This is a genomic window from Staphylococcus muscae (assembly GCF_003019275.1).
Taxonomy (GTDB): Bacteria; Bacillota; Bacilli; order Staphylococcales; family Staphylococcaceae; genus Staphylococcus; species Staphylococcus muscae.
In genome coordinates this window covers 784,043-804,612 of sequence record NZ_CP027848.1, presented here as the reverse complement: position 1 = coordinate 804,612, position 20,570 = coordinate 784,043, and the positions used below count along the sequence as shown (strand labels likewise).

Below are 20,570 nucleotides of genomic sequence, written 5' to 3'. Positions count from 1 at the left end.
GTCAAATGACGACTCACATAATTAATAACACAGTTTTGAATTGAAAACGCTTGTCAGTCTATAAATCATGAACAAGAGCGAGTGCGCTTACTATGTGTAAGTAATCGAGCGATTGTGAAATGATGAAGCAGAATGCGAGCGATTGGCAATCAAAAGTAGATTAAGTTATTAAGGGCGCACGGTGAATACCTTGGCACTAGAAGCCGAAGAAGGACGTTACTAACGACGATATGCTTTGGGGAGCTGTAAGTAAGCTGTGATCCAGAGATTTCCGAATGGGGAAACCCAGCACGAGTTATGTCGTGTTATCTACATGTGAATACATAGCATGTAAGAAGGCAGACCCGGAGAACTGAAACATCTTAGTACCCGGAGGAAGAGAAAGAAAAATCGATTCCCTGAGTAGCGGCGAGCGAAACGGGAAGAGCCCAAACCAACAAGCTTGCTTGTTGGGGTTGTAGGACACTCTATACGGAGTTACAAAAGGACATGTTAGACGAATAACCTGGAAAGGTTAATCATAGAAGGTAATAATCCTGTAGTCGAAAACGTGACCTCTCTTGAGTGGATCCTGAGTACGGCGGAGCACGTGAAATTCCGTCGGAATCTGGGAGGACCATCTCCTAAGGCTAAATACTCTCTAGTGACCGATAGTGAACCAGTACCGTGAGGGAAAGGTGAAAAGTACCCCGGAAGGGGAGTGAAAGAGAACTTGAAACCGTGTGCTTACAAGTAGTCAGAGCCCGTTAATGGGTGATGGCGTGCCTTTTGTAGAATGAACCGGCGAGTTACGATCTGATGCAAGGTTAAGCAGAAAATGTGGAGCCGTAGCGAAAGCGAGTCTGAATAGGGCGAATGAGTATTTGGTCGTAGACCCGAAACCAGGTGATCTACCCTTGGTCAGGTTGAAGTTCAGGTAACACTGAATGGAGGACCGAACCGACTTACGTTGAAAAGTGAGCGGATGAACTGAGGGTAGCGGAGAAATTCCAATCGAACTTGGAGATAGCTGGTTCTCTCCGAAATAGCTTTAGGGCTAGCCTCAAGTGATGATTATTGGAGGTAGAGCACTGTTTGGACGAGGGGCCCCTCTCGGGTTACCGAATTCAGACAAACTCCGAATGCCAAATAATTTAACTTGGGAGTCAGAATGTGGGTGATAAGGTCCATATTCGAAAGGGAAACAGCCCAGACCACCAGCTAAGGTCCCAAAATATATGTTAAGTGGAAAAGGATGTGGCGTTGCCCAGACAACTAGGATGTTGGCTTAGAAGCAGCCATCATTTAAAGAGTGCGTAATAGCTCACTAGTCGAGTGACACTGCGCCGAAAATGTACCGGGGCTAAACATATTACCGAAGCTGTGGATTGTCCGTAGGACAATGGTAGGAGAGCGTTCTAAGGGCGTTGAAGCATGATCGCAAGGACATGTGGAGCGCTTAGAAGTGAGAATGCCGGTGTGAGTAGCGAAAGACGGGTGAGAATCCCGTCCACCGATTGACTAAGGTTTCCAGAGGAAGGCTCGTCCGCTCTGGGTTAGTCGGGTCCTAAGCTGAGGCCGAAAGGCGTAGGCGATGGATAACAGGTTGATATTCCTGTACCACCTAAATTCGTTTTAAGCGATGGGGGGACGCAGTAGGATAGGCGAAGCGTGCTGTTGGAGTGCACGTCTAAGCAGTGAGATTGAGTGTTAGGCAAATCCGGCACTCGTAAAGATTGAGCTGTGATGGGGAGAAGAAACAAGTTTCTTCGAGTCGTTGATTTCACACTGCCGAGAAAAGCCTCTAGCTAGAAAATAGGTGCCCGTACCGCAAACCGACACAGGTAGTCAAGATGAGAATTCTAAGGTGAGCGAGCGAACTCTCGTTAAGGAACTCGGCAAAATGACCCCGTAACTTCGGGAGAAGGGGTGCTCTTTAGGGTTCACGCTCTGAAGAGCCGCAGTGAATAGGCCCAAGCGACTGTTTATCAAAAACACAGGTCTCTGCTAAACCGTAAGGTGACGTATAGGGGCTGACGCCTGCCCGGTGCTGGAAGGTTAAGAGGAGTGGTTAGCTTCTGCGAAGCTACGAATCGAAGCCCCAGTAAACGGCGGCCGTAACTATAACGGTCCTAAGGTAGCGAAATTCCTTGTCGGGTAAGTTCCGACCCGCACGAAAGGCGTAACGATTTGGGCACTGTCTCAACGAGAGACTCGGTGAAATCATAGTACCGGTGAAGATGCCGGTTACCCGCGACAGGACGGAAAGACCCCGTGGAGCTTTACTGTAGCCTGATATTGAAATTCGGTACAGTTTGTACAGGATAGGTAGGAGCCATAGAAGCGTGAGCGCTAGCTTACGTGGAGGCATTGGTGGGATACTACCCTAATTGTATTGGATTTCTAACCCGCAGCACTTAGCGTGCTGGGAGACAGTGTCAGGCGGGCAGTTTGACTGGGGCGGTCGCCTCCTAAAGAGTAACGGAGGCGCTCAAAGGTTCCCTCAGAATGGTTGGAAATCATTCAAAGAGTGTAAAGGCATAAGGGAGCTTGACTGCGAGACCTACAAGTCGAGCAGGGTCGAAAGACGGACTTAGTGATCCGGTGGTTCCGCATGGAAGGGCCATCGCTCAACGGATAAAAGCTACCCCGGGGATAACAGGCTTATCTCCCCCAAGAGTTCACATCGACGGGGAGGTTTGGCACCTCGATGTCGGCTCATCGCATCCTGGGGCTGTAGTCGGTCCCAAGGGTTGGGCTGTTCGCCCATTAAAGCGGTACGCGAGCTGGGTTCAGAACGTCGTGAGACAGTTCGGTCCCTATCCGTCGTGGGCGTAGGAAATTTGAGAGGCGCTGTCCTTAGTACGAGAGGACCGGGATGGACATACCTCTGGTGTACCAGTTGTCGCGCCAGCGGCATAGCTGGGTAGCTATGTATGGACGGGATAAGTGCTGAAAGCATCTAAGCATGAAGCCCCCCTCGAGATGAGATTTCCCAACTTCGGTTATAAGATCCCTCAAAGATGATGAGGTTAATAGGTTCGAGGTGGAAGCGTAGTGATACGTGGAGCTGACGAATACTAATCGATCGAAGACTTAATCAAATTTTTTCACAAGGTTTTGTTTGTGTAACTGATATACTTACTATCTAGTTTTGAATGTATAACATTCAAATTTATCTGGTGCCAATGGCAAAGAGGTCACACCTGTTCCCATGCCGAACACAGAAGTTAAGCTCTTTAGCGCCGATGGTAGTTGAACTGACGTTCCGCTAGAGTAGGACGGTGCCAGGTAAATATATGGAGAATTAGCTCAGCTGGGAGAGCATCTGCCTTACAAGCAGAGGGTCGGCGGTTCGAACCCGTCATTCTCCACCATTTATGCCGGCCTAGCTCAATTGGTAGAGCAACTGACTTGTAATCAGTAGGTTGGGGGTTCAAGTCCTCTGGCCGGCACCATTATCAAGAGCCATTAGCTCAGTTGGTAGAGCATCTGACTTTTAATCAGAGGGTCAGAGGTTCGAATCCTCTATGGCTCACCATTTTCAAGCGGGTGTGGCGGAATTGGCAGACGCACTAGACTTAGGATCTAGCGCCTTACGGCGTGGGGGTTCGACTCCCTTCACCCGCATTAATGCAGAAGTAGTTCAGCGGTAGAATACAACCTTGCCAAGGTTGGGGTCGCGGGTTCGAATCCCGTCTTCTGCTCCATTATTTTGCCGGGGTGGCGGAACTGGCAGACGCACAGGACTTAAAATCCTGCGGTAAGTGATTACCGTACCGGTTCGATTCCGGTCCTCGGCACCATTTAGAATATGCGCCCGTAGCTCAATTGGATAGAGCGTTTGACTACGGATCAAGAGGTTATGGGTTCGACTCCTATCGGGCGCGCTTCTTATTCTTTCGGGAAGTAGCTCAGCTTGGTAGAGCACTTGGTTTGGGACCAAGGGGTCGCAGGTTCAAATCCTGTCTTCCCGACTTACTAAAATATATTTATGGGGGCTTAGCTCAGCTGGGAGAGCGCCTGCTTTGCACGCAGGAGGTCAGCGGTTCGATCCCGCTAGTCTCCACCATTAATTTAATACTTACAACTATATATGGCGGCGTAGCTCAGCTGGCTAGAGCGTACGGTTCATACCCGTGAGGTCGGGGGTTCGATCCCCTCCGCCGCCACTAATTATTAGTTGATAGAAATGATTATTAGGACCTTTAGCTCAGTTGGTTAGAGCTAACGGCTCATAACCGTTCGGTCGCAGGTTCGAGTCCTGCAAGGTCCATATAATTTTGGAGGAATACCCAAGTCTGGCTGAAGGGATCGGTCTTGAAAACCGACAGGGGCTTAACGGCTCGCGGGGGTTCGAATCCCTCTTCCTCCGCCATTTATTTTAATTTCTATTATCGCGGGATGGAGCAGTTCGGTAGCTCGTCGGGCTCATAACCCGAAGGTCGGTGGTTCAAATCCGCCTCCCGCAATATTTTTGAGTGGTCCCGTAGTGGAGCGGTTTAACACGCCTGCCTGTCACGCAGGAGATCGCGGGTTCGATTCCCGTCGGGACCGCCATTATTATGGTTCAGTAGCTCAGTCGGTAGAGCAAAGGACTGAAAATCCTTGTGTCGGCGGTTCGATTCCGTCCTGAACCACCATTTTTATTTATGCCGGCCTAGCTCAATTGGTAGAGCAACTGACTTGTAATCAGTAGGTTGGGGGTTCAAGTCCTCTGGCCGGCACCATTCATTTGGAGGGGTAGCGAAGTGGCTAAACGCGGCGGACTGTAAATCCGCTCCTTCGGGTTCGGCAGTTCGAATCTGCCCCCCTCCACCATCTTTACAATAGGGGCATAGTTCAACGGTAGAATAGAGGTCTCCAAAACCTTTGATGTGGGTTCGATTCCTACTGCCCCTGCCATGGCGGCTGTGGCGAAGTGGTTAACGCATCGGATTGTGGTTCCGACACTCGTGGGTTCGATTCCCATCAGCCGCCCTTAAACTTATTATTAATGGGCTATAGCCAAGCGGTAAGGCAACGGACTTTGACTCCGTCACTCGCTGGTTCGAATCCAGCTAGCCCAGTTCCTTTTGGCGGCATAGCCAAGTGGTAAGGCCAGGGTCTGCAAAACCCTTATTCACCGGTTCAAATCCGGTTGCCGCCTCCAATTTATATATGCGGGAATAGTTTAATTCTAGAACACTTTCCTTCCCGGAAAGAGGTACAGGTGTAAGTCCTGTTTTCCGCTCCATTTCTTAACTATGCGGGAGTATTTCAATTTCAGAATACTTTCCTTCCCGGAAAGAGATATAGGTGCAAGTCCTATCTTCCGCTCCATATTTTATATTTTGTATACCGAACCAACTTAGCAGATTGTTATCTGATGAGTATATGGACGGTTTTTTATTATGTTTTTTGGATGTTCACCTTTTGGGGTCTTAATCTTTTGTGGTGGGATGGCATGAAATGCTGTCCCGCCTTTTTTGTATTTTTAATGCAAAAAAGTGTGCATGCTTCTACTAGTTTAAGTGATTAAACAAAAAATTGAGAGGAGACATGATGAACGAGTGAATTATGTTTTATTCTTAGTGATAAACGGTGTCCCAAAAGCAGGATTTTCGGCAGAACGTCCACAATGCGACAAAATTTGAAAATCAATTTTGCGCATTGTTCGGTTCTGCTCAAATCCAAAACGCTTTTGTTCCAACCTAAAACAAAAAGGCACAGTAAGTATTTATACTTACTGTGCCTTTTTAACTAGTACCGGTGGTCGGGGTCGAACCGACACGTCCTAATGGACACGGGATTTTGAGTCCCGCGCGTCTGCCAATTCCGCCACACCGGCATGATATGTGATTATTAATGTGCAATCAAAATCACAAGTACTATTATATTACGTCCATGATATTTCGTCAACAATTTTTGAAATAATTTCCATCAATGTTTATTTTGAAAGTTTATCCGTTAGAATGTATACAAATCATTATAATGTTTATTGTAGATGACGTCGTTTTATATTATGATAAACGTATTATAATTGAGGAGGATCTCTCTGTGGGAAAGACGCAAAGTAGTGGTAAGCAGTTTTTCAATAATATTTTAAATGCGGTAGGTGCAGGTGTTGTAATTGCATTATTACCGAATGCATTATTAGGAGAACTGCTAAAGTTTTTTAAAGATGGTAATGAAGCGTTGGAGATGATTTATCAACTTGTGATTGTGATTCAATCATTTATGGCCTTCATTATCGGTGTTGTTGCAGCGCATATGTTTAAGTTTTCAGGTCCTGGTTCTGTGTTCGTTGGGACATCAGCAATGTTGGGATCTGGTGCAATTGTTTTTGAAAATGGTGCGATTATGCTACAAGGCATCGGGGATATTATTAATATCATGATTGTTGTAACTCTTGCCTGTGCGATGTTTATGTTATTAACTGGGAAGTTTGGGTCGCTTGAGTTAATTATTTTACCTGTTTTGATTCCGGTGGTTTCTGGATATATCGGGTTACTGATATTGCCATATGTTCGAAAAGTAACGGGTACGCTTGGTTCAATGATTCATTCGTTTACAGAACTCAATCCTTTATTGATGAGTATTTTAATTACTGTTACATTTGCCTTATTGATGGTTACACCGATTTCACTTGTTGCGATTGCGACGGCAATTACATTGACTGGATTAGGTAGTGGTGCGGCAAATATGGGTATAGTAGCAGCGTGTGTAACGTTCCTGTTCGGTTCATTACCTGTTAATAAAGCAGGTGTGAATATTGTTCTATTGATTGGTGCTGCCAAGATGATGATTCCAGTATATTTAAAACATCCGATTATTATGATTCCATTAGCCATTAATGGTGTTGTTGGTGGTTTATTAGCATATTTTATTGATATTAAAGGAACACCGATGTCAGCAGGATTTGGATATACAGGTTTAGTAGGGCCGATTAATGCATTTAACCGTATGGATGGCGATCCAATGATGAATGCATTGCTACTATTGTTTGCATACTTTATCATACCATTTACGGTTGCATTTTTTGTTCATCAAATATGTAAACGTGTTTTACCAGGATATTCTGACGATATTTACCGTTTTGAATTACCAAAACAATAAAATTGCATATTAACTTTAATCGCTAATACCTTTAATTTTAGGTATTAGCGATTTTTCTAAAATATTATTGCATAAACTTACACTATTATGTATAATGATGAATAACATTAGAGGAGGTTGTTTGATGAAGTATATACAAAAGTTAGGTTCTGTTGTTTTCATATTAGCTATTTTATTGACGATTGTACCTCTTGATAATCGTGCGCATGCTGCGGATGACAAGTGGAAAGAAATTGAAAAGCGTGGAGAGCTGCGTGTCGGGTTATCTGCCGACTATGCACCGATGGAATTTGAGCGTACTTTGAATGGTAAGCGAGAATATGCAGGTATTGATATTGAGTTAGCTAAGAAAATTGCAAAAGATCATAATTTAAAATTGACGATCGTTAATATGCAATTTGATAGTTTATTAGGTGCATTAAAAACTGGGAAAATTGATATGATTATTTCTGGTATGACACCGACATCTGAACGTGAAAAAGAAGTTGATTTTTCAGATTCATACATGACGGTTAAACAAACGGTTGTTATTAGAAAAAAAGATGCAGATAAATATCAAAAGCTAGAAGATTTAACGGGTAAACGTATTGGGGCTCAGAAACAAACAACGCAAGAGGAATTAGCACAAACTGAAATTAAAGATGCGGATGTCCAATCATTAACAAGATTACCGGAAGTTATTTTATCTTTGAAGAGTAATAAAATTGACGGTGTTGTAATGGATAGTGCCGTTGCAGATGCTTATTTGAGTCAAAATAGTGATCTTATGTTATCAAAAGTTGAATTTGCAAATTCTGAAAAACAAACAGCAGTTGCCGTTCCTAAAAATTCACCGGAGCTTTTAGGGAAAGTGAATGATACGATTGCGGACGTAAAAGATAACAAGTTAATTGATCAATATGCGGAAAAAGCCGCACAAGCCATGAAAGAAGATGGTAGCTTTTTTGCCAAATATGGAACGTTCTTCATCACTGGTTTGAAAAATACAATATTCATTTCAATTATGGGTGTGTTATTTGGCGCAATATTTGGAGCATTATTTGCATTGATGAAAATTAGCAGTATAAAACCTTTAAAATGGTTAGCTTCAGCATATATTGAATTTTTGAGAGGGACACCACTTCTTGTACAAGTATTTTTAGTGTATTTCGGTACAACTGCTGTACTTGGTCTTGATATTTCAGCCTTTATTTGTGGTACGATTGCACTTGTCATTAACTGCTCAGCCTATATTGCTGAAATTATTCGTGCAGGTATTAATGCAGTCGACAAAGGTCAAATGGAAGCTGCAAGAAGTTTAGGATTAAGTTATGGTCAAACAATGAAGACGGTGATTATGCCTCAAGCAGTTAAGAAGATTTTACCTGCACTTGGCAATGAATTTGTGACAGTGATTAAGGAATCATCAATCGTATCAGTTATCGGTGTTAGTGAGATTATGTTCAATTCACAAGTAGTGCAAGGTGCATCATTTGATCCATTCACACCATTACTGATTGCAGCGGTATTATATTTTATCTTAACATTCATGCTTTCACGTCTGATGAATTTCTTTGAAGGGAGATTGAGCGTAAGTGATTAAAATACATGATTTACACAAGTCTTTTGGAAAAAATGAAGTATTGACGGGAATTAATTTAGAAGTAAACAAAGGGGAAGTAGTCGCTATTATCGGTCCTTCAGGAAGTGGGAAAAGTACACTGTTGAGATGTATGAACCTGCTAGAAACACCGACAAAGGGGCAGGTGATATTTGAAGGGAAAGATTTAACGGACAAATCAACTAATGTCGATCAATTACGACAAGATATGGGAATGGTTTTTCAAAACTTTAATTTATTTCCACATAAAAAAGTGATTGATAATATTATTTTGGCACCTTCACTTCTGAAAAAAGGGGATAAAGCTTCTTTGGAAAAGCAAGCACTCGAATTATTGGATAAAGTTGGGTTAAAAGATCGTGCCGATGCGTATCCGAATCAATTGTCAGGTGGACAAAAACAAAGGGTAGCTATTGCACGTGCACTAGCGATGAATCCCAACGTCCTATTATTCGATGAGCCGACATCAGCACTGGATCCAGAAGTGGTTGGAGAAGTGCTCAACGTAATGACTGACCTAGCAAAAGAAGGTATGACGATGATTGTCGTTACACATGAGATGGGGTTTGCTAAAAATGTTAGTGATCGTGTTGTCTTTATGGCTGATGGTGTGGTTGTAGAGGATGATACACCAGAAAATATTTTTGAAAACCCGCAACATGAACGTACTCAAAACTTCTTAAGTCGTGTTCTATAATTAATGTATAAATCTTAAGTAAGACTTAAAGTAATGGTCTTACTTGAGATTTTTTTGAATGCATTTCATTCTTTTTAAAGATTTTATAAAAATTTGAAATCTGTTCCGACTGTTAAAATATGTTAAAATAGGAGAGTAACTTTTGAGAGGTGACAAATATGGATGTTTCACAGTTGAAAGCAGATATAATTGAATATGCACATTCGATTGGTATTGACAGCATTGGCTTTACAACTGCTGATCCATTTGATGAGTTGAAACAAAAACTGGTTGAATACCATGCGAATGGCTATGCTTCAGGCTTTGAGCCAACAGATATTAAGATGAGAACGGAACCAAAGTTGTCGATGTCGTCGGCACGTTCGATTATTGCGATTGCAGTGGGTTATCCGAATCGCTTACCTGATGCGCCAAAAAGTAAACGTGGCGATCGACGTGGTATTTTTGCACGTGCGTCATGGGGACAAGATTATCACAGTATTATGCGTAAGCGTTTAGATGCATTGAGTGCGTATATTAAAGAACGTGTGCCAGACGCTGAAACGATGTCAATGGTTGATACAGGTGTTTTATCTGATCGAGCTGTTGCAGAACGTGCAGGTCTGGGATACACAGGGCGTAACGGTTTTGTCATTCATCCTGAACTTGGGACATGGACCTATTTAGGTGAAATGCTTGTGAGCATCGCTTTTCCACCGGATGATCCAATCATGGATAGTTGTGGAGATTGTACGATTTGTATCGATCGTTGTCCGACGGGAGCGCTTGTCGGTGATGGGCAGTTAAATAGCCAAAAGTGTGTGAGTTTTTTAACTCAGACGAAAGGTTATATGCCTGATCAATATCGCTATAAAATTGGGAACCGTCTCTATGGATGTGATACATGTCAGCAGGTTTGTCCAAGAAATAGAGGTATCAATACACAACAGGATGATATTGTATTAGAACCTGAAATATTGAAGCCACGTCTGATTCCATTATTAAAAATGAGCAACAAAGCGTTTAAAGAAACCTATGGTCACTTGGCAGGTGCATGGCGTGGTAAAAAGCCAATACAGCGAAATGCAATCTTGGCACTCGCACACTTTAAAGAAAAGGAAGCAATTCCTGAACTTAAAGACGTCGCAGAAAATGATCCAAGACCAATGATACGTGCAACAGCTTATTGGGCAATTGGACAAATTCTGGAAGATGAAGCGGAAGACTATATTATGTCACGATATGACTCAGAAATTGAAGAAGTACAAGTTGAAATGAAAAAGGGACTAGAAACGAGGAGAACAGTATAATGACAATTCATGTTGTGTTATATCAACCTGAAATCCCAGCAAATACTGGGAATATTGCACGTACATGTGCAGCAACAGATACAAAATTACATTTAATTCGACCACTTGGATTCAGTACAGATGATAAGATGTTACGACGTGCAGGATTAGATTATTGGAAATATGTTGATATTACATATTACGACAGTATTGAAGAATTCTTTGAAAAAACAAATGGTACCTACTATTTATTAACAAAATTCGGCTCTAAAAATCATACATCATTAGATTTTTCTGATAGTGAAACAGATCATTATTTCATTTTTGGTAAAGAAACAACTGGTTTACCAAGTTGGGTCAAAGATAAGTATGAAAATACAGCATTGCGCATCCCGATGAATGAAAATGTGCGTGCATTAAACTTATCTAATACTGCAGCAATTTTAATTTATGAAGCATTACGTCAACAAGGATATCCAGGATTACAATAATTGGAAAAGAAGGGATTGTTATGACTCATATGTACGTCATACAAGGTGGATCTATTTATACAGAAGATGGTGTGGTGAGAAATGGTCACATCATTATTAAAGAAAATCAAATTCATCAAATCAAGCACTTTCCATATGAAGGGCCTTTAGAGGTCATAGATGCGACAGGAAAACACATTTTACCGGGGTTTATTGATATTCATATTCATGGTGGATATGGGCAGGATGTGATGGACGCATCTACTGAAGGATTAAAAGTACTTTCTGAAGGCTTATTGAAAGAGGGGACGACAAGTTATCTTGCGACTACGATGACCCAGTCTGAAGCAGCCATCCATTCTGCATTGAAAGCTGTATCAAAATATGTAAATCAGTCTCAAGATTCACCACAACCAGCATCTGAAATACTCGGTGTCCATTTGGAAGGACCCTTTATTTCTGAACATAAAGTGGGTGCACAAAACCCAGCATTTGTTCAACGTCCATCTGTTGAGCAGGTGAATGATTTTCAAAAAGCAGCCAATGGATTAATTAAAATTATGACATATGCACCAGAAGTGGAAGGTGCTGAAGAAACGTTAAAAGCTCTGAGCAATGAGATTATCTTCTCAATGGGGCATACAGTTGCAACGTTTGAACAAGCAAATGAAGCGGTAAAATTAGGTGCAAAGCATGTGACACATTTGTATAATGCGGCAACCCCATTTGCACATAGAGAACCAGGTGTATTTGGAGCAGCATGGACCAATCCATTTTTACATACGGAATTAATTGTAGATGGTGTTCATGCACATCCGGCTGCAGTTGATGTGGCGTACCGTATGAAAGGTAATAAGGCGTTTTATCTGATTACTGATGCAATGCGTGCTAAAGGTTTGCAAGATGGTACATATGATCTTGGTGGACAAGATGTGATCGTAAAAGGAAAAGAAGCCCGTTTAGCAAGTGGTGCTTTGGCAGGCAGTATTTTAAAAATGAATGATGGTTTACGCAACTTGATGGACTTTACGGGGGCAACTTTAGAAGATTTATGGCGTGTAACAAGTTATAATCAAGCTAAGGCATTAAACATTCTGTCACAGAAAGGAAGTTTGACAGAAGATAAAGATGCGGATATTGTTATTTTAAACGATCATATTGATGTTTTAACGACAATTAAATCAGGGTATGTAGTGAATAATACAGATGACAAGTAAGCATAATTGAGGAGTGGATCAAGATGGCAATGAACTTTAAAATTTTCAAGGATCAAGAAACGGCTGCAACGTTTGTAGCGGATATTTTAAGAAAGCAATTCAATAATAATCCAACAACAATTGCAGGAATTCATTTAAAAAATGACAATGTACCTGTAAGTGCGGCATTACAAGAAAATGTTGAGAAAAACCCAGTTGATTTCAGTCAAATTCATATTTTAGATTATGATAATCAAACGAACTACTACAAAGCATTAGGTGTACCCGAGAAACAAATTCACGAAATCCCAGAAGATGAAAAAGTAGAAGCATTCATCAAGCATCATGCAAAAACAAAAGAAAATAAAGGTAAGCTAACGTTACAAGTCGTGACAATCGATACAGATGGAAGTATTGGTATTCCAATGAATGATGCGGTGTTAACGGCACGTGAAATCGTTCTTGTATTAACAGGTGCTGAAAAAGCTGAAGTTACACGTAAATTATACGAAGAAAATGGCAGCACAACATTTATCCCATCAAGTTTAAAATCTCATCGCATGGTCAATGTTGTTTTAGATGAGGCAGCAGCACAAGGCTTACCAGAAGATGTTAGAACTTATTTCTCAGTACGTTTTGCATAAGATTAAGGAGGGAATGTCATGAATAAACAAGAAAATGAACATGGCATGGTTGACAGCTTTGAAGAAGTTGTTGAGTTAGGAAAAGAGATGGAACAAATCTCTGAAGAAAACGATGAACAAAAATATGAACAACCACATGAAGAAGCGGTTCGTAGTGATCGCGAAACAGATAAATAAGTAAGACGTTGTAAGAGTGGGGCAGTAAGCAATTAATTGTTAAATGCCCTACTCTTATTTTTAGCATTTGATAAAAGGGCTATGATTTTATGATGGATAACAAGATATGTCATTGTCATGAAATGGTTGTAAAATTGTCACTATCATTGTAAGTAGGATATGATAAAATAGTGAAGAATTTACAAATACTAATAAGGTGACAAATATGAAAATATATCGATTCTGGGTTCCACTGTTGATTGTTTCAACACTCGTAAATTTGCTTTCTATCAAAGGTTTTCCATTAGCACTTGGTACCCTTTATTTACCCGTTTTATTTAAGGTTGTGCAACTACAATTGAACTTGTCTAAGGGACTCGTGGATCATACAGTCACAGCTGATACGTTTATCCACAGTAATCAAAAAGGAATAGTTATCAGCGTACTTTGTTGTATTGCAATTACTATTGGATTATACATATACTTAGATCAATTTTATGCAAGTTTGAATGGTATATGGGCGATTCTAATTCAGACGAGTCCATTGTCTGTCGTCATCGGAATGATCTTGTATATTTTAGCGGCTATCGCAGTTGTTCAAGCTGTCAAACAACGTTATCAAACTGAATAATAATCGAAAGTATATCTTAAAATGACATGATTTTAAGATATACTTTTTTATATACAATGAATGTCTGAAAGCGCATTAATTTTTAGTAGTTTAACGTGAGATCTAATTGAATGAATATTTCCTTTAATGATATAATTCAATTGAAGGTATTAACATTAATTATAAAGGGGTCGAATGAAATGTCAGTAAGAATTGAACATGATACATTTGGAGAAATTGAAGTACCAGGCGATAAATATTGGGGTGCGCAAACACAACGCAGTAAGCAAAACTTCCCAGTTGGTAAAGAAAAAATGCCAATCGAAGTCGTGTATGGTTTTGCACAATTAAAACGTGCGGCTGCTATTGCAAACAACGAATTAGGTAAGTTAAGCGATGCAAAAAAAGAAGCGATTGTTTATGCTTGTGACCGTATCTTGGCTGGAGAGTTAGATGAGCACTTCCCACTCGTAGTTTGGCAAACAGGTAGTGGTACACAAAGTAACATGAACGTGAACGAAGTAGTCAGCTTTGTTGCGAATGAATATTTATCAGAAAAGGGTAGTGACGAAAAGATTCATCCAAACGATGATGTGAATAAGTCACAAAGTTCAAATGATACGTTCCCAACAGCAATGCACGTTGCACTATATCATGAAATCGAGAAAAAGTTAGTGCCAGCATTGAAAGGCTTACGTGAAACATTTTATCAAAAAGAGCAAGTGTACCAAGATATTATTAAAATTGGACGTACACACTTACAAGATGCGACACCGATTACGCTTGGTCAAGAAATCAGTGGATGGCGCTATATGTTAGATGTATGTGAACAACTTCTAACAGAATCTAAAAAACATATCTTGAATTTAGCAATCGGTGGTACGGCTGTTGGAACAGGTATTAACGCACACCCAGAGTTCGGTGACAAAGTAGCAGCAAATATTTCAGATAATACAGGTTATCCATTCGTATCATCACCAAATAAATTCCATGCTTTAACTGCGCATGATGAAGTGGTTCAATTGCATGGTACGTTAAAAGCACTTGCAGGTGACTTGATGAAGATTGCGAATGACGTGAGATGGTTAGCTTCAGGTCCACGTGCTGGTTTAGCAGAAATTTCAATTCCTGAAAATGAGCCGGGTTCATCTATTATGCCGGGTAAAGTGAACCCAACACAATGTGAGATGCTTACAATGGTTGCTGTTCAAGTAATGGGTAATGACACAGTTGTTGGTATTTCAAGTTCACAAGGTAACTTTGAATTGAATGTATTTAAACCTGTTATCATGCACAATACATTACAATCTATTTATTTATTAGCAGATGGTATGAATACATTCAACGAAAACTGTGCAGTAGGTATCGAACCAATCGAATCGCATATTGATAACTACTTAAATCAATCATTAATGTTAGTAACTGCGCTAAATCCACACATCGGATATGAAAATGCAGCTTCAATTGCAAAAAAAGCACATAGAGAAGGATTAACGTTAAAAGAAGCTGCGATTCAATCAGGTCATCTGACTGAAGAACAGTTTGAACAATGGATTCGACCTGCTGACATGGTTCACCCTAAATAATTGAGGAGGCGACCCATACGTATGGAGCGCAATGGTTTAATTGATATTGGATCAAATACAATACGTCTTGTTATTTTTGAGTTTGATCATGATACAGGATTAAATGAGATTCAAAACATAAAAACACCTGCACGTCTAAGTCAATACTTAGACGATGCAGGACATATGAACGAAGACGGCATCAAAGTATTGATGACGGCACTACAAAGTTTCAAGAAAGTAGCAGAAGCATTTCATGTTAAGACGTTGTATCCCATTGCGACTGCAGCAATTCGTCAGTCAACGAATCGTGATGAAATTTTAAAATCTGTCAAAAAAGAAGTTGGATTAGAAGTCATTCTGATCCCAGAAGAAGATGAGGCTTTTTATGGCTCATACGCTGTTACACATACGACAGATATTCAAGACGGCATTACAGTTGACATTGGTGGGGGTTCAACAGAATTAACATACTTTAAAAATAAAAAGATCAAGGAAGCCATCAGCTTTCCATTTGGCGTCGTGACATTGACACGCATGTTTTTTGATGGGAAACCTCACAATGATAAAGAAGCCCTAAAAAAAATGGAGAAGTTTCTTAAAAAATCATTCAGTAAAGCAGACTGGATTGTTGATAAACACGTGAAGTTAATAGGCATTGGGGGTTCAGCTCGTAACTGTGCGCGTATCCATCAAGCGCTCAAACATTATCCTATCGCTGGCGTTCACGGATATACGATGGCACAAGATGACCTTACAAAAGTGTATGAGACGTTAAAATCTTATTCACGTGATGAACTGATTAACCTTGATGGATTGAGTAGAGATAGGATGGATATTATCGTTCCAGCCGTTGGTGTGTTCAATGTACTATTTGACATGATTCATGCTGAATCCTTTACGTTCTCACGTAAAGGGATTCGAGAAGGATTTATCATGCATCAAATATCAAAAGCGCATAAAGCTGAGTTCAAAAGCGACAACGTTCAAAATGATGCTTTACGTCATTTGGCAAATGAATACAAGATTGAACCAACAGGTGCAATACAACGTCAAAAACTTGCGGAAGCATTACTAAAGCAACTGACAGCGCAAGGTAAGTTGAAGGTTGATGAAGCGGTAAAACAGCGCTTTCTGCAAGCGGCTTATCTTTATTATTTAGGTAAGTTTATTGATTCTGACTCTAGTTCGCAACACACATATTATATTATTGCGAACTCAAGTATTAATGGCTTATCGCATAAAGAACGTGTGCGTCTAGCCCTTTTGACAAGCTTTAAGAACAAATCATTATTGAAATTATACAGCAGCGAAACAAATTGGTTTACAGAAGATGAGATCAATGAAATTCAAGCATTAGGCGGTATTATTAAGTTTGTTAATGCGTTGAATATTTCAAATACAAATACTGTCAATGAAGTAAAATTGAGTACAGATTCAGAACCTTATCAGTTAGATGTATATTATCAAGGTAAACCAATTGCTGAAGAGTATCAATCCAATCGTCAGAAAAAGCACATTGAAAAAGTTTTAAAAAACAAGTTGAATATTCAATTTATAAAAAAATAGTTTTTGCATATGAAGATGTAAGTGATGATGTAAAGACTGCCGAGAGAATAAAGATTGATGTTGAAACAGAAAGATGAAAAGTGGGGTGAGGATATCGATTATCGATTTCCAAAAGCATAGATTTCCTATGTTGCACGCTTTTTAAAATGCTTTTTATACAAGTGTGGAGCGGATGTTGACGTCATCTAATAACTAATGAATTGAGTTAAGACAACAAAAGCACATTGGAAAATAGTGCTTTTTGTCTCACTCCACATTTATATTTTTATAATTAGATAACAGAAAAGTTAAAAAACGGTTAACATGTATTGAAGTGTTTTAAAAAAATGTACTGTTTCGTTATCAACGGAGGTCTTAATTAGTATCACAATAAAGTAGCAGGCACATAAAATGAGGTGGAATAACAAAGTGACAAATAATAATTTTAAAATTGATATTAACGACCCTAGTTTTTATAACAATAGAGAAGTGAGTTGGCTCGATTTCAACTATCGTGTGCTACAAGAAGCATGTGATAAAACGAATCCTTTGTTAGAGAGACTTAACTTTATTGCAATCGGCAGTTCTAACTTAGACGAATTTTTTATGGTACGTGTCGCTGGTCTTAAAGATCAAGTGAAAATGGGTTATGACAAACCTGAAAACAAATCGCAGTTGACCCCTTCAGAACAACTTCAAGCAATTGAACGCAAAAATAGAAAAAATGTCGCATTTCAATATCATCGATTTAATGAACTGATTGAAGAATTAAAAGAATATGATGTTTACTTGACGAAGCCAGATGGATTAGATGAACCATTGATAGAACGTTTGGAAACAATCTTTTTGAATGAAATCTTACCGACATTGACACCACTTGGTATCGACGCATATCGACCTTTTCCAAAATTAAACAATAAAACATTAAATATATTTGTTGATGTTGATACTGGGGATGAAGTAAACTCCGCAATTGTACAAATTCCAACATTATTAGATCGTTTTACTACTATCAATGAAGGTAACAAGCAATACATCATTCTAATTGAAGACATTATCACATTCTTCATGGGTTATTTATTCAGAGGATATGAAATTCTCAATACGTACACATTTAGAATTACACGTAATGCTGACTTAATGATTCATGAAGATGATGCAGAAGATTTATTAATTGAAATCGAACGCTTTTTGAAAGAAAGAAAAAGTGGCGCAGCCGTTCGTTTAGAAATCGACAATCGTGGGCAACAAGATTTAGAAATGGACTGGTTAATCGATACATTGGAATTATCACCTGAAGATGTATACTACACTGATGGACCACTTGATTTAACGATGGTATTCGAACTTGTTGGTCACTTGTCGAATAAACTTAAAGACTTGAAATATTCACGTTATGTTCCACAAGTGCCACAATCATTAGGGGATCATAACGTATATGATTTGGCATTAAAACGAGATATTTTCTTCCATCATCCATATGAGTCGTTTGATCCGATTGTTGACTTTATTCGTGAAGCATCAGAAGATCCTAATACGATGGCAATTAAGCAAACATTGTATCGAGTAAGTAGTGATTCGCCTATTATCGATGCATTGAAAAATGCAGCGGAGAATGGCAAACAAGTAACAGTACTTGTTGAATTGAAAGCACGTTTTGATGAAGAAAACAATGTGCATTGGGCACGTATGTTAGAAGAAGCGGGTTGTCATGTGATGTACGGTATGACGCACCTGAAAACGCACAGTAAAATCACATTAGTGGTGAAACGTATCAATGGGGAGCTCGTGCCATTTGTACATCTTGGTACAGGGAACTACAATGATAAAACTGCAAAGCTGTACACAGATATGGGTATCATTACTACAAATAAAAAAATTGCACAAGATGCGATGAATTTCTTTAATTATTTGAGTGGTTACTCTATTAAACCAGACTATCAAGAACTTATCGTTGCGCCATATGAAATTCGTGATTCTTTTATTGAACGTATTGATGAAGAAATTGAAAGTCATAAAAAGTACGGTAACGGTAAAATGATGATGAAGATGAATTCTTTAACTGACAAAACACTTATCACGAAGCTGTTTGAAGCGTCACAAGCAGGCGTTAAAGTACAGCTGATCATTAGAGGTATCTGTTGCTTGAAACCAGGTATTCCAGGTGTAAGTGAGAACATTGAAGTTGTCAGTATTGTGGGACGTTTGCTAGAACATTCTCGTATTTACTACTTCCATAACAATGGAGATGCACGCATTTACTTATCTTCAGCGGATATGATGACACGTAATATGATTAAACGTGTAGAAATCTTATTCCCTGTGTTGGATAAAGAAATTGCCGAACGTCTCGTAAACTATATGAACTTACAATTATCAGACAACCAAAAAGGACGCTATCAAGATCGTTACGGCGTGTATCACTATGTCGAGAATGACCTTGAACCATTAAATGTGCAAGAGTATTTAATGGAAGAAGCGATGAATTATAGTATCAAACGTAAAAAAGACAACATGGTTGAAACTGGGCAACCGGTCCGAGCAGCAACTGGATGGGTGAATCGTTTTCGTAACAAATTAAAACGCTGAAATAACCGAATACGTAGGAAGCGGTAAGATTTAAAGATCGCAGGTTTTATAGGAAGACTATGAAACCTGTGATTTTTTGGTATTATTAGTATTTTTTTGGAGTATAGAAAATATTTGTACAGTAAAATAAAAAGTATAATAAAGTAAATAGTTATTCAATATTTTTATAACATAAGAGTATATGTAGTAAGGGATAGGGAGTTTGTGGAATATGAGAAGAAATGAATTTGAAGATATGACTAACTTAAAAAAGCAGTTTGATAGAATTAAACTATATATAATCTATTTGAGACATTGGATTTTTATAGGTGCCGGTATGGGTATCTTAGCAAGTATAATAGACATAAATAAAATATGATACAAATTATATTTTTACTATTTTGTATTGGTACACTACTTATAATATTTTTAGAATGTTTTAGTTTTATTAGATCGTTTCAATTCATAATTTCAGCATCATTATTAACATATAGTATACTATACATGTTTTCAACAATTTTAAAAGGAACTGAAAGTTTTTATGTAGCAATAGCTACGTTAATTGCAGGTCTTTTAGCATATCATTACACAACGTACAACAATCAACAACAGCTTATCAATTCACTTGACTCAAAATCTGGCTGGCGCAAATCTTTATTTGAACTAGCAGAGAAGCATGATATTGTTCCAGAAGATGTGCAAGGATTAAGAACGACATTGCGTTTCAATTATAAAGATAATGCAAAAACATATTTTGATGTTATGACAAAAATTATTATTTTATATTGTGAAGGTATTGAAAGAGAGAAAAAATCACTTCAATTTTCACCTATTATTAGTATGAATTCAAATTTGAAATTTAAGTGTAAAGAATTAGATGCTTTGAAACACAATTTGACCCAAGAATTATAAGGTTATTCGCAAGGTTTCTACTCGCTGATCATTGGGAGAAAAATTTATTAAACAATCGACAAAAAGCAGAGTATGAATTAATTAAACCATTTAGAGAAATAACTGAAGTAGAATTTAAAAAATTATATGATATTCTTCAAACGGATAATAAAGCAAATTTGAAACAGTTACAATCAGAACTAATTGATATGAAACAGAGTAATCTTTACAAAAACATAGACTCATCTAACAGCTATCTCAAAAAAGAAAATGAATTATT

At 39.1% G+C, this 20,570-nt stretch carries 13 protein-coding genes, 24 tRNA genes and 2 rRNA genes; 38 read left to right on the top strand and 1 reads right to left on the bottom strand.

Annotation, left to right across the window (positions count from 1 at the left end; all coding sequences use genetic code 11):
• Positions 1-158 precede the first annotated feature (158 nt).
• The 25 genes from C7J88_RS03970 (at position 159) to C7J88_RS10410 (ending at position 5,301) form a co-directional block, all read left to right on the top strand.
• Positions 159-3,083, top strand: a 23S ribosomal RNA gene (locus C7J88_RS03970).
• A gap of 74 nt (positions 3,084-3,157) precedes the next feature.
• Positions 3,158-3,272, top strand: a 5S ribosomal RNA gene (gene rrf, locus C7J88_RS03965).
• A gap of 8 nt (positions 3,273-3,280) precedes the next feature.
• Positions 3,281-3,356 (top strand) — tRNA-Val (locus C7J88_RS03960).
• A gap of 5 nt (positions 3,357-3,361) precedes the next feature.
• Positions 3,362-3,437 (top strand) — tRNA-Thr (locus tag C7J88_RS03955).
• Between the two features lie 7 nt (positions 3,438-3,444).
• Positions 3,445-3,520, top strand: a tRNA-Lys gene (locus C7J88_RS03950).
• A 7-nt stretch (positions 3,521-3,527) separates the two neighbouring features.
• Positions 3,528-3,609: transfer RNA gene (locus tag C7J88_RS03945), tRNA-Leu, on the top strand.
• 5 nt (positions 3,610-3,614) lie between these two features.
• A tRNA-Gly gene (locus C7J88_RS03940) sits at positions 3,615-3,689 on the top strand.
• A 7-nt stretch (positions 3,690-3,696) separates the two neighbouring features.
• Positions 3,697-3,785: transfer RNA gene (locus C7J88_RS03935), tRNA-Leu, on the top strand.
• Between the two features lie 10 nt (positions 3,786-3,795).
• Positions 3,796-3,869 (top strand) — tRNA-Arg (locus tag C7J88_RS03930).
• A gap of 13 nt (positions 3,870-3,882) precedes the next feature.
• Positions 3,883-3,956: transfer RNA gene (locus C7J88_RS03925), tRNA-Pro, on the top strand.
• A 19-nt stretch (positions 3,957-3,975) separates the two neighbouring features.
• Positions 3,976-4,051, top strand: a tRNA-Ala gene (locus C7J88_RS03920).
• Between the two features lie 26 nt (positions 4,052-4,077).
• A tRNA-Met gene (locus C7J88_RS03915) sits at positions 4,078-4,151 on the top strand.
• Between the two features lie 30 nt (positions 4,152-4,181).
• A tRNA-Ile gene (locus C7J88_RS03910) sits at positions 4,182-4,255 on the top strand.
• Positions 4,256-4,264: 9 nt separating this feature from the next.
• A tRNA-Ser gene (locus C7J88_RS03905) sits at positions 4,265-4,357 on the top strand.
• Between the two features lie 20 nt (positions 4,358-4,377).
• Positions 4,378-4,451: transfer RNA gene (locus C7J88_RS03900), tRNA-Met, on the top strand.
• Between the two features lie 11 nt (positions 4,452-4,462).
• Positions 4,463-4,539 (top strand) — tRNA-Asp (locus C7J88_RS03895).
• A 7-nt stretch (positions 4,540-4,546) separates the two neighbouring features.
• Positions 4,547-4,622: transfer RNA gene (locus tag C7J88_RS03890), tRNA-Phe, on the top strand.
• Positions 4,623-4,633: 11 nt separating this feature from the next.
• Positions 4,634-4,709, top strand: a tRNA-Thr gene (locus tag C7J88_RS03885).
• Positions 4,710-4,716: 7 nt separating this feature from the next.
• Positions 4,717-4,800 (top strand) — tRNA-Tyr (locus C7J88_RS03880).
• Between the two features lie 10 nt (positions 4,801-4,810).
• Positions 4,811-4,884: transfer RNA gene (locus tag C7J88_RS03875), tRNA-Trp, on the top strand.
• A gap of 2 nt (positions 4,885-4,886) precedes the next feature.
• A tRNA-His gene (locus C7J88_RS03870) sits at positions 4,887-4,959 on the top strand.
• Between the two features lie 17 nt (positions 4,960-4,976).
• Positions 4,977-5,048: transfer RNA gene (locus C7J88_RS03865), tRNA-Gln, on the top strand.
• Between the two features lie 8 nt (positions 5,049-5,056).
• Positions 5,057-5,131: transfer RNA gene (locus tag C7J88_RS03860), tRNA-Cys, on the top strand.
• Between the two features lie 10 nt (positions 5,132-5,141).
• A tRNA-Gly gene (locus tag C7J88_RS10415) sits at positions 5,142-5,215 on the top strand.
• A 12-nt stretch (positions 5,216-5,227) separates the two neighbouring features.
• Positions 5,228-5,301 (top strand) — tRNA-Gly (locus C7J88_RS10410).
• Positions 5,302-5,725: 424 nt separating this feature from the next.
• On the opposite strand, the gene C7J88_RS03855 is transcribed toward C7J88_RS10410, so the two are convergent.
• Positions 5,726-5,809, bottom strand: a tRNA-Leu gene (locus C7J88_RS03855).
• A gap of 209 nt (positions 5,810-6,018) precedes the next feature.
• Here C7J88_RS03855 and C7J88_RS03850 point away from each other — a divergent pair.
• From C7J88_RS03850 to C7J88_RS03795, 13 genes are all read left to right on the top strand, one after another.
• The gene (locus tag C7J88_RS03850; RefSeq protein ID WP_229709435.1) at positions 6,019-7,077 is read left to right on the top strand and encodes a PTS sugar transporter subunit IIC; all 1,059 of its coding nucleotides are present in this window, start codon (positions 6,019-6,021) and stop codon (positions 7,075-7,077) included.
• 124 nt (positions 7,078-7,201) lie between these two features.
• Positions 7,202-8,659, top strand: a complete 1,458-nt coding sequence (locus tag C7J88_RS03845) for an ABC transporter substrate-binding protein/permease (RefSeq protein WP_095117355.1) — start codon at positions 7,202-7,204, stop codon at positions 8,657-8,659.
• Positions 8,652-9,374 (top strand): amino acid ABC transporter ATP-binding protein, encoded by a 723-nt coding sequence (locus C7J88_RS03840; protein WP_095117354.1) that lies wholly within the window; start codon positions 8,652-8,654, stop codon positions 9,372-9,374. The genes C7J88_RS03845 and C7J88_RS03840 overlap by 8 nt, the downstream gene beginning before the upstream one ends.
• A 158-nt stretch (positions 9,375-9,532) precedes the next feature.
• Positions 9,533-10,663 (top strand): tRNA epoxyqueuosine(34) reductase QueG, encoded by a 1,131-nt coding sequence (gene queG, locus C7J88_RS03835; protein WP_095117353.1) that lies wholly within the window; start codon positions 9,533-9,535, stop codon positions 10,661-10,663.
• Complete coding sequence (gene trmL, locus C7J88_RS03830) at positions 10,663-11,133, top strand: tRNA (uridine(34)/cytosine(34)/5-carboxymethylaminomethyluridine(34)-2'-O)-methyltransferase TrmL (protein WP_095117352.1); 471 nt, start codon at positions 10,663-10,665, stop codon at positions 11,131-11,133. The genes queG and trmL overlap by 1 nt, the downstream gene beginning before the upstream one ends.
• A 20-nt stretch (positions 11,134-11,153) precedes the next feature.
• The gene (nagA, locus tag C7J88_RS03825; protein WP_095117351.1) at positions 11,154-12,329 is read left to right on the top strand and encodes an N-acetylglucosamine-6-phosphate deacetylase; all 1,176 of its coding nucleotides are present in this window, start codon (positions 11,154-11,156) and stop codon (positions 12,327-12,329) included.
• A 23-nt stretch (positions 12,330-12,352) separates the two neighbouring features.
• Positions 12,353-12,952: a 6-phosphogluconolactonase gene (locus C7J88_RS03820; protein ID WP_095117350.1), complete on the top strand. Its 600-nt coding sequence runs from the start codon at positions 12,353-12,355 to the stop codon at positions 12,950-12,952.
• Positions 12,953-12,970: 18 nt separating this feature from the next.
• The gene (locus tag C7J88_RS10520) at positions 12,971-13,129 is read left to right on the top strand and encodes an SAS053 family DNA gyrase inhibitor (protein ID WP_169712259.1); all 159 of its coding nucleotides are present in this window, start codon (positions 12,971-12,973) and stop codon (positions 13,127-13,129) included.
• Between the two features lie 205 nt (positions 13,130-13,334).
• Complete coding sequence (locus C7J88_RS03815) at positions 13,335-13,739, top strand: hypothetical protein (RefSeq protein WP_095117349.1); 405 nt, start codon at positions 13,335-13,337, stop codon at positions 13,737-13,739.
• A gap of 179 nt (positions 13,740-13,918) precedes the next feature.
• Positions 13,919-15,304 (top strand): class II fumarate hydratase, encoded by a 1,386-nt coding sequence (gene fumC, locus C7J88_RS03810; protein WP_095117348.1) that lies wholly within the window; start codon positions 13,919-13,921, stop codon positions 15,302-15,304.
• Positions 15,305-15,325: 21 nt separating this feature from the next.
• Complete coding sequence (gene ppx / locus C7J88_RS03805) at positions 15,326-16,852, top strand: exopolyphosphatase (RefSeq protein ID WP_095117347.1); 1,527 nt, start codon at positions 15,326-15,328, stop codon at positions 16,850-16,852.
• Between the two features lie 408 nt (positions 16,853-17,260).
• Complete coding sequence (locus C7J88_RS03800) at positions 17,261-19,420, top strand: RNA degradosome polyphosphate kinase (protein WP_229709437.1); 2,160 nt, start codon at positions 17,261-17,263, stop codon at positions 19,418-19,420.
• Between the two features lie 483 nt (positions 19,421-19,903).
• Entirely contained in the window at positions 19,904-20,311 is a 408-nt protein-coding gene (locus tag C7J88_RS03795; protein ID WP_095117345.1) for a hypothetical protein, read from the top strand.
• Positions 20,312-20,570: the final 259 nt, after the last annotated feature.

What these genes read in the sequence shown, in the direction of transcription:
- C7J88_RS03845 (WP_095117355.1), top strand. Translation starts at nt 7,202, where the DNA reads ATGAAGTATATACAAAAGTTAGGTTCTGTTGTTTTCATATTAGCTATT.
- queG (WP_095117353.1), top strand. Translation starts at nt 9,533, where the DNA reads ATGGATGTTTCACAGTTGAAAGCAGATATAATTGAATATGCACATTCG.
- trmL (WP_095117352.1), top strand. Translation starts at nt 10,663, where the DNA reads ATGACAATTCATGTTGTGTTATATCAACCTGAAATCCCAGCAAATACT.
- nagA (WP_095117351.1), top strand. Translation starts at nt 11,154, where the DNA reads ATGACTCATATGTACGTCATACAAGGTGGATCTATTTATACAGAAGAT.
- C7J88_RS03820 (WP_095117350.1), top strand. Translation starts at nt 12,353, where the DNA reads ATGGCAATGAACTTTAAAATTTTCAAGGATCAAGAAACGGCTGCAACG.
- C7J88_RS10520 (WP_169712259.1), top strand. Translation starts at nt 12,971, where the DNA reads ATGAATAAACAAGAAAATGAACATGGCATGGTTGACAGCTTTGAAGAA.
- C7J88_RS03815 (WP_095117349.1), top strand. Translation starts at nt 13,335, where the DNA reads ATGAAAATATATCGATTCTGGGTTCCACTGTTGATTGTTTCAACACTC.
- fumC (WP_095117348.1), top strand. Translation starts at nt 13,919, where the DNA reads ATGTCAGTAAGAATTGAACATGATACATTTGGAGAAATTGAAGTACCA.
- ppx (WP_095117347.1), top strand. Translation starts at nt 15,326, where the DNA reads ATGGAGCGCAATGGTTTAATTGATATTGGATCAAATACAATACGTCTT.
- C7J88_RS03795 (WP_095117345.1), top strand. Translation starts at nt 19,904, where the DNA reads ATGTTTTCAACAATTTTAAAAGGAACTGAAAGTTTTTATGTAGCAATA.